General features: G+C 55.3%; 15 protein-coding genes. 3 read left to right on the forward strand and 12 right to left on the reverse strand.

Annotated features, from left to right (window positions below):
* Nucleotides 1–72: 72 nt before the first annotated feature.
* The 5 genes from FCS99_RS08215 to FCS99_RS08235 form a co-directional block, all read right to left on the reverse strand.
* Nucleotides 73–909 (reverse strand): hypothetical protein, encoded by an 837-nt coding sequence (locus FCS99_RS08215; protein ID WP_138511597.1) that lies wholly within the window; start codon nucleotides 907–909, stop codon nucleotides 73–75.
* A 220-nt stretch (nucleotides 910–1,129) separates the two neighbouring features.
* Nucleotides 1,130–2,476 carry a hypothetical protein gene (locus FCS99_RS08220; protein WP_138511598.1) on the reverse strand — a complete coding sequence of 449 codons (1,347 nt, stop codon included), beginning with the start codon at nucleotides 2,474–2,476 and terminating at the stop codon, nucleotides 1,130–1,132.
* Nucleotides 2,477–2,597: 121 nt separating this feature from the next.
* Nucleotides 2,598–2,933: a hypothetical protein gene (locus FCS99_RS08225; RefSeq protein ID WP_138511599.1), complete on the reverse strand. Its 336-nt coding sequence runs from the start codon at nucleotides 2,931–2,933 to the stop codon at nucleotides 2,598–2,600.
* 2 nt (nucleotides 2,934–2,935) lie between these two features.
* Nucleotides 2,936–3,313 carry a DUF3768 domain-containing protein gene (locus FCS99_RS08230; RefSeq protein WP_138511600.1) on the reverse strand — a complete coding sequence of 126 codons (378 nt, stop codon included), beginning with the start codon at nucleotides 3,311–3,313 and terminating at the stop codon, nucleotides 2,936–2,938.
* Nucleotides 3,310–3,600 (reverse strand): hypothetical protein, encoded by a 291-nt coding sequence (locus FCS99_RS08235; RefSeq protein ID WP_138511601.1) that lies wholly within the window; start codon nucleotides 3,598–3,600, stop codon nucleotides 3,310–3,312. Before FCS99_RS08235 ends, FCS99_RS08230 begins: the two co-directional genes overlap by 4 nt.
* 475 nt (nucleotides 3,601–4,075) lie before the next feature.
* Here FCS99_RS08235 and FCS99_RS08240 point away from each other — a divergent pair, with 475 nt between their 5' ends.
* The 3 genes from FCS99_RS08240 (at nucleotide 4,076) to FCS99_RS08250 (ending at nucleotide 5,952) form a co-directional block, all read left to right on the forward strand.
* Nucleotides 4,076–4,765 carry a hypothetical protein gene (locus tag FCS99_RS08240; protein ID WP_138511602.1) on the forward strand — a complete coding sequence of 230 codons (690 nt, stop codon included), beginning with the start codon at nucleotides 4,076–4,078 and terminating at the stop codon, nucleotides 4,763–4,765.
* Between the two features lie 85 nt (nucleotides 4,766–4,850).
* Nucleotides 4,851–5,390 carry an ankyrin repeat domain-containing protein gene (locus tag FCS99_RS08245; RefSeq protein ID WP_138511603.1) on the forward strand — a complete coding sequence of 180 codons (540 nt, stop codon included), beginning with the start codon at nucleotides 4,851–4,853 and terminating at the stop codon, nucleotides 5,388–5,390.
* 136 nt (nucleotides 5,391–5,526) lie between these two features.
* On the forward strand, nucleotides 5,527–5,952 hold the full coding sequence (locus tag FCS99_RS08250; protein WP_138511604.1) for a hypothetical protein: 426 nt from the start codon (nucleotides 5,527–5,529) through the stop codon (nucleotides 5,950–5,952).
* A 64-nt stretch (nucleotides 5,953–6,016) separates the two neighbouring features.
* On the opposite strand, the gene FCS99_RS08255 is transcribed toward FCS99_RS08250, so the two are convergent.
* The 7 genes from FCS99_RS08255 to FCS99_RS08285 all read right to left on the reverse strand — a co-directional run bounded on the left by FCS99_RS08255 (nucleotide 6,017) and on the right by FCS99_RS08285 (nucleotide 12,188).
* A complete protein-coding gene (locus FCS99_RS08255; protein ID WP_138511605.1) occupies nucleotides 6,017–6,469 on the reverse strand; it encodes a hypothetical protein in 453 nt (150 codons plus the stop codon).
* 18 nt (nucleotides 6,470–6,487) lie between these two features.
* Nucleotides 6,488–6,769, reverse strand: a complete 282-nt coding sequence (locus tag FCS99_RS08260) for a hypothetical protein (RefSeq protein WP_138511606.1) — start codon at nucleotides 6,767–6,769, stop codon at nucleotides 6,488–6,490.
* 14 nt (nucleotides 6,770–6,783) lie between these two features.
* Nucleotides 6,784–8,427, reverse strand: a complete 1,644-nt coding sequence (locus FCS99_RS08265) for a type IV secretory system conjugative DNA transfer family protein (protein WP_138511607.1) — start codon at nucleotides 8,425–8,427, stop codon at nucleotides 6,784–6,786.
* Between the two features lie 72 nt (nucleotides 8,428–8,499).
* Nucleotides 8,500–9,786 carry a hypothetical protein gene (locus tag FCS99_RS08270; RefSeq protein WP_138511608.1) on the reverse strand — a complete coding sequence of 429 codons (1,287 nt, stop codon included), beginning with the start codon at nucleotides 9,784–9,786 and terminating at the stop codon, nucleotides 8,500–8,502.
* 47 nt (nucleotides 9,787–9,833) lie between these two features.
* The gene (locus tag FCS99_RS08275) at nucleotides 9,834–10,856 is read right to left on the reverse strand and encodes a hypothetical protein (protein ID WP_138511609.1); all 1,023 of its coding nucleotides are present in this window, start codon (nucleotides 10,854–10,856) and stop codon (nucleotides 9,834–9,836) included.
* Between the two features lie 114 nt (nucleotides 10,857–10,970).
* The gene (locus tag FCS99_RS08280) at nucleotides 10,971–11,519 is read right to left on the reverse strand and encodes a hypothetical protein (protein WP_138511610.1); all 549 of its coding nucleotides are present in this window, start codon (nucleotides 11,517–11,519) and stop codon (nucleotides 10,971–10,973) included.
* Nucleotides 11,520–12,188 (reverse strand): hypothetical protein, encoded by a 669-nt coding sequence (locus FCS99_RS08285; protein WP_138511611.1) that lies wholly within the window; start codon nucleotides 12,186–12,188, stop codon nucleotides 11,520–11,522. It abuts the gene before it with no gap.
* Nucleotides 12,189–12,230 lie beyond the last annotated feature (42 nt).

Raw genomic sequence — 12,230 nt, forward strand, 5'->3', positions numbered from 1 at the left:
CCTATAAAGCGCAATCAATGCATCGAGTAATCGCGATTTGACCAGATTTCTTGTTGATACAAATCACGGTTTCTAAAGCGAAGTGCAACCGGGACAAATTGTGGAGGGAGAGCGCCTCACCGTCCGTTGATAGAAGACGTCAGTCAGCTCCGAAGGGTGATAGTGCCTGACGATTTGATCACGCAGTATCGGTCGCCTTAGGCAGATGCCGAAGTCAACGACAGGCATCCAGTTTGGCTGGTTGACGGAATAATGCGTCCACTCTTGAAGAAGCCGCTCAGCAAGCTCGCGGCGCATTATCTCCGACAACGAGCCGATGGAAATCTCGGCTTCCAAGATTGTCGGAACCCCTATCTCTCGAAGCAAAGAATGCGCGGCCCATCCCAAAGCAGATAATATCCATTCACTGCCGTATAGAGCGTAGTGACTGCAATCGCCTATCAGTTCACGGTCGTCTAGCGAGACGAATAAAGTTCCAACATCCCGATTAAGATCGTCGTCGTTTGCTATAAATTTTTCGAGGCTCTGAAGAAGCGTATCCTGATGCGGTGACAAACTCGCAATCTCACGTGCGTGCTTTGCTAGCCAATCAGGATCGTTCAGACGAATACCATTCAGGCTAAACACAGATGCATCTTCGACGCGGCAACCGTGAAACACTCGCAATGGAACCTTATTTAGGTCAGCAGCAAGATTTGCAACCTTTGCGGCGAAGCGCGTATCGCAGACCCCTTCAAATACGCTCTGCCAGTCGGAGTCGTCCCAACAAATGTCGAGACCTCCTTGATCTCGCAAAGACGCGATTTCTTGACCATCGACAGCAGCTCCGAGCCACCGAGTGAGCGGCCCGATCCATGTAGAGCGGTCTTTCCAATCGATGTAGGAGCTCCCCCAATCGAAGTTGGTCATTCTGTTGCCCCCATCGTAGATGCTTTCAAGACGGGTAACTTAAGCGTGAGTCAGCTTGGGGATGCAACGGGGCACGCAGTGGCCCCTTGCCAAGATGCGCGGGTACTACCCCGTGCACATCTTGCGGACGATTTATTTGAGGGCTTATGCCCTCGGCCGTGGTGCAATGACGGGTCAGCCAGGCTCAATGAGGGCCATGTCTGCACCGCCGCCTCCGCAATCATTCGAAGGGTGGTTTCCAGTCCGGTGTACGCAGGATCAAGCTGACACGGTCCAGTGTCGCGCCGTCATCCATGGTCGCCTGAACTATAAGTGCTTTTCCGGCCAGTTCGACCTGGCAGCTTTCGCCGGCCAAAACAGCGCTTGAAGCAATGTCGGGCAGCTCTTCACCAGTCGCCTTGCGAACAAGGATGCGTGCAGCTTCGAGTAGTGTTTGGCGCGAAATGAGCTTGGGATCTTGGTTCCAAATTGCGAGCGCGAGCTTGAGTTGCTTTGCAGCTTGTTGTGTTCCCTCAATGTAGAGAAATAGCGCGTCCTTCGGCAGAGTGCCGTCGATCTTGACCGGGGAGGATTGTGTCCACCAATAGTCCAATTCGTCCGCGGCGCGGTGATAGTCTTGAGTGGGTAAGCCGTACTCATCCAGAAAATGGCGCGCTATATTGGGCGACCAACCTTCCTCATCGGCGACCTTGGGCGGATTTCGCTCGCGATTTCGAGCTTCGAACACTTCCAGTATCGAGCGGCGAATGTCTTGCTTAGAGGCCGCAAACCCGGCGCTAATATCGCGCGACCAGCGCCGCAGCAGCTCTAATCGCCAGCCGAAGGCCAGAATGGTGTGAAAGTGCGCAAATCTGCGCAGTTCTTCGTCCTCGATCGTGGACTTGATGCGCAGGAACGCATTCGCATAGGTGACGAAGACAGCCACAGCGAACAGATACGGTAGAAAAAGAACTGTCAGCGTGATGGGCCCGACCAGCTGGATAAGCGTGTTGAATGAGAACAGGTTTTGAATATTAGCGAGCGCGCTGAGAGCGGCGTGCACCAACACGATTAGCCCTAACGCAGCGAGCAGCCATTCGAAGAGCTTTGTAGCGGCATCTGCGCCTTCCTGTCGTCTTCCCTTCTCGTGGAGCAGTGTCAGGCCTGCTGCGATCGGCACGAGCAGAATCTCGGCCCATAGGGCGAGCGGATAGAAATCGACAACGAACTCGACCAGGACTGTGAGTGCGAAGGTGTCCCGTAGAGCTTTGAGGACGAAGGTTTCCTTTTCACGGAGTCTGAGCAACCGCCATGTTGCGAGCATGGGCACAGCGAATGCCCATAGGATCGTCGCTTTGATATCCGCGACCGACCAAAGGCCGAACATTGCGAGAAGCCAGACTTCCAGCACGACCCATATCAAAGTGATGAGAAGGTATTGGTGAAGCGCGGTCGCGCGCGCGAATGTCTTGAATAGTCCGCCAAGAATGCCGCGCGGTATGGGAAACCAAAGCGCGATTGGGATCACCAATGCGAGCCAGATCACCAATGCGGCTTCGCGGGTATTGAATATCTCGAACCAATTCATCGCATGAGCATATCAAACACGGTCCGATTCTCGTGCGCACGAGCCTTCAGCTAAGTCAAAAGCTGCGGATGACGAAAGGCGGCGCGCCGGGAAGCGCGCCGCCTTTGTAGGTGATGATCCATCAGAATAGAGCCATCTGATCTTGAGATGGGTCGGTGATGTTGTAGACCTCGCGGGCCATTTTGACGGTTGCGGAGCCCTGGAAGATGGGCTTGTCGGAGACATGGTTCACCGTCGTCCAGCCGGCCCAGATTTTCAGGCCGGAACCTGAATAGGCGATGCTGATGGAACCAGGGCCACCAGAGCCGCCGAAAATGCCGAGTACCTTCGCTAGAAGTTCGGCCAGGCGTTCATCGGTTACGCCTTGAGCGACTTCTTCGCCGTGCCAGGAGATGAGGGAGCGGGTCGCTCTCTCAAATGCTTCACGCTTGTCAGCGCGTGTCAGAGGTTTGGTCATGATCAATACTCCTCTGCCAGCATGATGGTGAGGACGCGGTAGGATCGTGCCGGATCAGCGGGATCTTCGCTGCCCGCCGAACAGGTGCTGTCGGCGTAGTAGTCGATCTTCCAAAAGAGACGCCCGACGCCCTCGATGGAGAAGCCGCCGAAATCACGTTCACCGTAAGGATCGTTTCCGTCGGTGAAGTCCGAAAAACGGCGCACCTGCATCCAGGCTTCCAGGATTTGCCCTGGTGTGAGCGAGGTCACACCGCGCGTCAGAATTACCATTCCCAGATCCGGCTCATTTGCACCGAGAAAGACCGGGAGTCCGACGCGGGCGCGAAGCTGATCATTCAGCTTCGCAATCCGCTCGGAGCGGGAAAGGCGGGGGCTCATTGCCCCGCCTCCACGATTTCGCTGTCGGCCTCGAAGAGGTCGCTTTCCTGACGACGGTCGGCATCGGCCGGCATGAGGAAGAGCACACCGTCTTTGAGCTCGGTGGGAATGATCGAGAATTTGGCGATCAGGCCCTTGCCGCGCTCGCGGCGTTCGAAGACAGCGCCGATTTCGACGGGGTAAGCCAGGGTAGGTAGACCGTTGCGATCAGTGCCGTTCTTGGCGGAGAAGCACAGCCGATAGACGGGCGGAGACTTCTTGGTCGGGGTTTGGGTTTGATTGGACATGGTGTCTTCCTTTCGATGCTCGGCCGGTGAATTCCGGTCCGATGAAAGGCGGACGGCCGCAGGCGGCGGCATCCCGTCATGGGCCACACGGGCCGCAGACAAGTTCGATACGAACGCAGGCAAGGCTGGCGCGGGCCGCCCATTGACGGGCCGTGAGGGACATGCCGACGAGCTGGGGCAGACTTTCATAGATGGGCGGAGATTTACTGATTGAAGCGGTCCGAAAGGCACCAAGGGCCTCTTGCGCAAAGTCGCCATATGGGGTCAGGCTAGAGAACGAGCACTCGCCGATCACCAATACAGTTAGAGTGAGACGATTATATTGCAAGAATCGTTTAAATTCCGGCCAACAGCCGTTCGGCTTCTCCGAAGTCGCCTAAAAGCATACAAGGCCGATAGGAAAGTCGCTCGCGGATCTTCGTCGGTTGAAGATTTAGTATCTGATATGTGGAGAGAACCAGCGTGTGAAATATACATGCGAGATGAAGATGATGAGAGCAAAGGGCTAGTAACATCTATTGAACGATTTATAAATGAAAGCCAATTGCCTCGCCGAATGCGCTTAATTGCGATATCGCAACTTCTTCTAGCTAGAAAGTATATTTTTGAAAGTGAGGTATTTTTAGGGCCGGATGTTAGCCCACTCGATTGGACGCACTCGTTTTCAGAAAAAATATCAAATCCGAAGTCAGACATTGCCAGTCGAATAGTGAGGTCGGACATCGCAGGGCGAACAATAAAGTCAAAAATTTCTTATAGAGATGCAACTGAAGGCCGAGTAGGTAGAAATATTAATAGTGATATTTATCTATACAAATTAGAATGCGACTGCTGCATTCACGCAGAAGAGGTAACCAGAGTATTTTTTCGACGAAAACGCACCTCAATTTATAGGAAATCAGGACTGGCGTGCGCTACAGCCGATAATAGCCTGCTTATATTCTTTGAGAACGAGTCAGATCGAAAGAAAAGCATTACAAAAATCTCTCTTCCTAATGATTGGTTCAGTAAAAGCGATCAGGAAAGAATAAAAGAAAAGGATTTGCTTGGAGCAAAGGTGCACATTGGGATTAATAGTACAATTAAAACCCTACATGCGGATTTTATGTTGCAACATTGGCTCGCTAGTATTGATTATTTTACCTGGGAAACCCAGATAAGATGATCGCTGTCACTCCAACTGCCTGTACAATCTGCTCAGGCACAGGGTCCGTTTCCGGCAAAGACGGGGTAGCGAGGAGCTGCCCAGCATGCAGCGGGAACGGCTGGCAAGATGCGCAACGAAACGTCCGATATTTATATCGGATGAAGATTTTAGAGAAATGGGTCGCAAAAGAGCGTCAAGAACAAACATTGGCGATGCCGTATTTATAAAAAATTTGTTAAAATTCATTTTTGCGCGTATACTTGACGTTGTGAGAAGCAATAAAAAAACTTATAAAAATGAAGATATTATAAAGTTTGCCGAAATTGGCGACCTTGGAGCTATTAAGCGATTACTGAAGTCTGGAGCCGATGTGAACACGGCAGATGACGACACTGGCTTCACACCACTACACTATAGTGTTTGCAATAATTGCGATGATCTCACAAAATTTCTTATTGAAGAGGCGAATGCAGATGTTCTAATCCGAACAAATGAGAATCTGCTTCCTTCCGATCTCGCCTTCACGGTGGCCAGAAATGATTCCATTGGCGACTACTTGATTTCATTAGAATCCGCAGAGAGAGATCGACGCGGCGTCGCATTTTCCGACAACATCCAATCAGGCTTGGATCCTAATCCCTAACGCCGATTCGACGAGGATTCCTTCCAACTAAAATCTGACACGCTTTGAGGTGCCGAGCGCCGAGGACGCCTGGCCGGTCCAGGGGCCCCATTGGACCGCTTAGCAGCGCTGCCTTCCTCCCTACGGGGAGAGCAAGGTGGAAACTCTTGTTCCGCAGGTCTCGATCACCCTGCCGTCAGACGAAGTGATCTATACGAAGGCGTTCAAACATGTTCTTGGAGTGAAATTTGATCGCCACCGCCCTTCGCGAATGGGGGGTATTCTGCGCCTGACATCGGCCATCGTTTTGTCCGGGAACGTGCAGATCCGGAACGCGAACGGCTCTGTGCTCCGCATTCACGAGGGCATCTGCGAGGATGCTTACCCGGAAGGAAAAGGCGAAAATGGCCGCTGGCATACAGATGCGGTGAAGTGGGCAAAGGAGTGGCCCAAGCGTCCACTGCAAAGGCGCAATGACCTGCGCATCAAGCTTTGGATCGCCTATTTCGCAATCATTGGTGATCCAGTTAATCTTGAAATGCACAAAGCGAGCGGATGCCGGGTTTGTGCCGGTCTCTACTAGCAAACAGGAAGGCCGCACCTTCGGGTGCGGCCTTATCTCTTATCCGATAGTTAGTGCGTGGGCCCTACATGTCCGGCCCGTCGCGACGTTGTTGACGGTTCGCAGAAGACCGCGAATTCGAAACCCGCCCGTCAGGAGTGATGCTCAGCACCTGGCGTTTAATGGTATTGTCGCAAGCGATAAAAAGGCGATCTCGCCGCGCCTTGATGCGGGCGGCGACATTGATGGCGGCCTGACGTTCAATGTCGGCCTTGGTGCGCCGCGCGCCGTCCGGGCGGAGTTCGGGACGCGGCGCTTGTTTGGACAGTTTCGCGACTTCCTTGCCGACCCAGCTTTGGCGGTGTTTGCGTTGGTGCAGGATGAGCTTGGTGGCGATACGGGCATGGCGGGCCTCTATGGCACGCATTTGAGCGATGCGGGCCTTGTCGCCCGCGATGATCGACCAGGCTGAGCCACGTTCGGCACCGGAGCGATTGTTGAAGCCGGCCGCGATTGGCGGGGTATCCTCAAGTGGCATATTTCCCTCCTGCTGACGCTAGTCCATGAAGTAGTGATTGCGAAGGGTTAGTGGCGGGCAATGGGTTGCCCAGCCCGGTTCCCAAGTCCCGCGCGGACCAAGATAGGTGCAGACGGACGCCGAAGCGTCCGCCTGCGGGATCAAGACATAGGGTGCAATCGGCAGGGCGATCAGGAAGATCAAGAGCGTAATCCAGCGGATATCCAGGATGAGCTTCAGGATCTGAAGAAGAAGGACGGCGATCTGGAGCTTGCCCGTCGCCGCCTTCGACTCATCATTCGTGTTCTTGCGTTTCGCCATGACGAACTCCCGCGTTAGAGGCGGAGCCGCGTTCGGCCTTTCAGGCGCATGCCATGCAGGGGGTTTGTTCCGACATAGCCTCGGCGGTTCCATGGATAGACCTCATGAAAACCGACCTTCTCAACGAGAGCGGGAGGTTTGCCGTGTGCGAATAGGAGGCAATCGCGCAGCTGGCGGATTTCATCGGGCAGGAGGAGCGGCCGGCCTGTTTCACTGGTCGAGCGGTGGGGCTTGTAGCCGCCCATGGCGTAGTTGTCGGCCTTGACTGTCGCGTTTCCGAGCCTGCGGCTCAACATGTCCAGCGTGCCGGGGCTGCGTGAGGCGAAGAACTGCTGGATCTCGGTTTGGGAGAGGACAACATCGAGCGCTGCCGGGCCGTAAACCCGCTTAACCTCCTCTAATTCTTGCGTAATAAAGTGGAATCGGACGCCAGATCCGCGCGCTTCCGTCATTTTCTGGGGCAACCCGTCCACACGAAAGTTTGTACCTTCATCGAGCAGAAAAGTGACGGCATTATCGTGCATGCGGCAGCGCTTGATCTCGAGCATGGCGCACCACATCACCAGCCCGACCCAAGGTTCGTACACCTTCGAACGGGTGGCATCGCCGATGATGAAGACGGTGGCCAGCGTGGTTTTTAGATCACGGAAGCGGAAGGTGCTGCGCGACACGCTGTCTGCGATGCGGCCACTGGCGGAGAAGATCGCCAGTGATTGGACAGCCCCCTCGCGGAAGCTTTCGATCTGACGCGTGTCGCCATTATTCAGTTTCTCGAGAAAATCATTTGCGCGATCAGCGAGTTCGCCGCTCAGCACCTCCGACACGCTGGCGGCGTAGAGGGCTTCACGCAGACGGTCGGGATCGCGCAGGAGGCGCAAGCAGCCCGACAGGGTGGCGCTTTCCCCTTTATCGATCACCTCCCACAGCATGGCGAAGGTGATCAGATTGCGCGAACCTTCGCGGAAGAAGGAGTTATCCGTTTTGGTGGCGGGCTCGGGATGGAGCTGATGCGCCATACCCATAGCATCGGCCACCATATCGTCTGGTGAGTGCATCCAGTCATCGTGCAGGATGCTGAGGGGGTTATAGGCGTCGGGTTCGCCCAGAATGTCGACGTTCAAGCGCGAGGGATTGAGGCAGTGAACAGGCTGGCCCATGCGCTGGCGGGCACGCTTGGTCATGGGTGCCAGCTCGCATTTAAGGTCGCTGACGACCATCGCACCTTTGATGGACAGGAGCTGGGGCACGACCACCGAGATTGTCTTGCCGGCCCCTGCGGGAGCAACCGTCAGGGCGTTGGCCTCGTACTCGATGAAAAGGGGTTTGCCGTCCAAGGCGCCCCAGAAAGGGCCACTGCGGCGTTTTCGAAGTCTCGCAAAGTCACCCAGCGATGCCCAGCGCGCGGAGCCATGGCGTGTGGAGGGCGTATTGGCGATGGCTTCACGGGTCTTGCGGATGGCCAGATCGAGAAGTGAGCGGAGGATGGCGATGGGCGCGGACAGGGTGCAGATCAGCGCCAGGGTCGGCATCCAGAAAAGCTCGGTTTCAAACAGGACGTAAGTGGCAGACAGGCCCCAAGCGAAGGTCGCCGAAAAGGCGATCAGTGAGACGGGACCGAGCGGAGTGTGCCCGCTGCCCGGACTAAAGTTGGTGGACATGATGTTCTCCCAATAAGAAAGACGGGCACGGTAGGCCGCGCCCGCCTTGATTTCGGGAGGGATGGAGGAGGGCTATTCGCGGAGAAGCGACAAGGGTTCGATGGCGACCCAAGCCGGATTTTCTGCGCCGTTGCCGGTCACAGCGCTCTGGCCTGCGCCGCCATTGCCGGCATTGGCCGGAATGCGCAGCGGGCGGGTGTAGGTTTCACCGCCGATGGTGATGCGCAGCTCGGCTTCCGCGCCACCGCTGGAGCGGCCACCATAGAAGTTGACCCAGATGCGCAGGGCCGAGAGGTCAATCGGGCCATCAAGCACGATCTGCTCTTGTGCTCGCCGATCTTCGCTGCCCATACGGAAATCCCGGAAGAAGCGGCCCTGCGGTGTGGAATTGCGCCCGTAATAGAGGATCTGGGCGTCATCGTGCGGACGTGCATAGACGTCGAGGTCGCACGAGGAACACGGCCAATAGAGACCGATCTCGACGCGATCATTGACCATGGACGGGCCGACATAGAAGCGGCGGCCGGTTTCCATGTCGCGGCCACTGGCGATCGGGCCCATTTCAGAGGCGAAGATGAGCATTTCCATCTTGTCCGTCTCCTCCAGGATGAAGCCGCGATCCGGCGCAGAGGCGCGGGCTGCAACGCTGGCAAATCCGCTTTCGGCATCGTTGGAGAAGCTCACGAGGTCTGCACCGAAGGCTTCTACCAAGAGGGCGGTAAAGCGCTCCACCGCGAAGGCATGGCGATCATTGAGTGCCCAGCCCGGATCAAGGGCGATGAAGTGGACACGAGCGCCGGCCAGACGATCACCCATGCCATCGGCGCCGAAGGGGCTGGAGCCGCGTGTGCCCTGGATCAGACCGTCGCCGGGAACGCGCCCCTCACGCATGGACACACCCGGTTCGCGCGGCATGTCATAGAGGGGCGAGCCGATGATGATGAGGTCATGGCCTTCACCCAGCGAGCGGGCCTCGCCGAGATAGCGCAGGAGGCCCGGGAGGTTGATCGGGCGCTGGACTTCGTTTGCGGTGCGGGCATGATCCGGCTCAAGCCGCAGAATCCGGGCGGCGGCCTGGCGGTTCACCGCGAGCTTGGCGCGCGGGTTTTGGTAGGCGCGGCCCTCTGGCACGGTGAAGGTCGCAATCGGCGTCAGGTCATAGGCATCGATTACCTCGGCCGACTGGCCAGGTTCGACATTGCCGGCAAGGAAGAGCAGGACGGCTTCGCCCTGTTCCTGGCGCTCAGCCTCGTTGATTTGGGAAGAGATGGCGATGGTGAGGTTTTGGGCCTCGCTAGGTGTCAGCGGCAGCCAGAAGAGGGCGAGAACCGTGACGAAAACAGACACGAAGAACTTCATGACGTTCGTTCCTTTCGGATCAGGAGAATTGGAAGCGGCGCGGGTCATCAGTTGTCACCGAAGCGGCGGCGGCGCTGCAGGTACTCGGCGATGTCCGCGTTGATGGTGGCTTCACGGCGTCCCATCAGGGCGGTGAAGGCACCCTTGGCCTTGCTGAGGCGCTCGAACGCGGTTTCGCGTTCCTTGCCCAGCACGGTCTGGCGCTCGCGAAGCTCCACATATTCGGTGTTTCGCACCCACCAGTTCGGCGAGTATTTGCCGGCGATGTGCTCGGCGATCAGGAAGAGCGAAGAGCCCACCATGATCTCGGCCACGATTTGCAGCCAGACGAAAAGGGTGTCTGCGAGGCCGGAGCCTTCGAAGTCGAGATCGAGGCCACCCGTGCCGTGGAAGAGGTCCGCAAAGAGCCAGCTCCAGGCAATGACGGTGATCAGCGTCAGAGCGTAAATGCCCATGCGATAGAAGTTGCGCATGCGCCAGGTGCGGAAAGCGTGGCCAAAGCAATGGATCGCAAGGGCGGCGGCCGGCGCGAGCATGGCGAAGAGCCACGCAAAGAGCGGGTTGAGGGTGAAAATGGGCAGGCCCGACCCAACGAGATTGCCCTGAATGTTCGCCGCTCCGGCACCAAGCATCACGACGCTCAGAACGAGCGTTGCAACGGTTAGTCCCTGGTCGAGAAAGCTCCAGTCCTTGAACGGGACCTCGGCATCGTCGTCCTGATCACGCTTGCCCGATTTGCGGGCAACGCGCTGCCATTCCGGGGTGGCAGCTGCATCACGGCAGACATTGCCATACTCCGTATCGATACGGTCCGCTTCGGATTGGGCGGCCTCGTATTCCACGGTGCGGCTTTCAAGCTCATCGCCGTGGTCCGCATTGAAACGGTCCTGGGCGTTTTTGATGACCAGCTCTTTGCCGTCATCAAGGTCGAGGCCGCTATTGGCGATCTTGGCGATGAAGTCGGTGTCGGGCTTTTGAGCGCCGATAACACCGCGCGGCGGCTGGGTGTCGCCCCTTTCGTCAATCGGCACCCCGGATGCCGGTTGGATCGGATTGATGGTGTCTGTCATCGACAAACCTCCTTGGTTGCAAGGCCGGCCTGACCAAGAGCGGACAGATCCGGTTTTGCGACGCTAGGAGGTCGTTAGGGGTGGTTCGGGAGGTTTGGCCGAAAAATCTGGAGGTTATTCAAAAGAGTCAGGATTGGATTGATGCTGATCCTCGATGCCTTCCATGAGCTTAGCCAACGCCTTTGTCACCTTTGTCCTGAATTCCGGCTGTCTTTCAAACGATTGATAGAGACCATTGAATTCGGAAATAAATTGGTTGAGATCCCCGAGTTGAGCGGCATCGATTTTTCTAGGATTGACCTTTTCGTTCTTGATAAAGAACATAATACGGAATGTTGGGTCTAGTTTATGCTTAGATACTGCTTTTCGAAATTCACTCAACCAACCAGAGGGCGCGTCACTAGTTGGGGTGCCCATTCTATGCCAAAGAATAAAGATCGCGCCGTTCAGCGAGTGACCATCAAATAGTTGATCTTCAATAATTTTTTGTGCCTCTTGCCCCCAGTCAGGGACAGAATCCACTTCCCATCGCACCGTGCGTAGCTCACGATCAAAGCGCCTGCCTAAGCTCAAATTCAGCTCTTTGCACACCGCATCAATTACGTTGCGTTCTTTTTCTAGATCGCCCGTTGAAGCCAGAAAAACGTAGTGAACTTGAGTCATTTATCTGGGTGCCGAAAAGGCTTTGATTGGAAGAAGTAGGTGCAAAATTGATTCATATATATTTATGGCCGTTATCTTCTTAAAGCGGAGATAGTACAATGTTTCATATTGCTTATTGTTTCTCAATCTATTGTCATCTGGATCAACAGAATCGGAGTCACCCTCTTCATAAAGCGTTTCATTTTCTATCGTTTCAAACATATTTTCAATTGCAAGAACAATAGATTCATCGGATGCCAAAAACCCTTTAAGGTCTCCGCTTTGAGCAGCCTGGAGTATCTTGTCTCGCATCCAGATGTAGGCTACTCGCTCATTCAAGTTGGTGGATTCCACCCAACGGCCGTTTCGTTTAAAAGCCATAACATTTATTGGCTTTAGCTTGACGATCCAGAAAGTTATGACGCTTATGTATTTAAGAGGGCTGACTGCAAACGGATATCGGTGCCTGTAGTCCTTCATTGACTGAATAGATTGGCGTGCAACATCGGCCATAGTGCGGCTTGATGCCCAACCTAATCGAGCCGGCATTAGGCCCAATGAATTCGTTAGAATATGCTCGAAGTCCGTTCTTAACATTTTCGCAAGAACCTTAGCTGACTCAACAGCGTCAGCATCAGGAGAATTGCTTGATGCAGCGTCAAAGTTTGGATTACCAGTAGTTTCAGTCATTTCCCCCTCCAAACATGGTTTTGTTTTGTGGAGGAGTTAACG

It is taken from the genome of Maricaulis alexandrii, assembly GCF_005871165.1.
Taxonomy (GTDB): domain Bacteria; phylum Pseudomonadota; class Alphaproteobacteria; order Caulobacterales; family Maricaulaceae; genus Maricaulis; species Maricaulis alexandrii.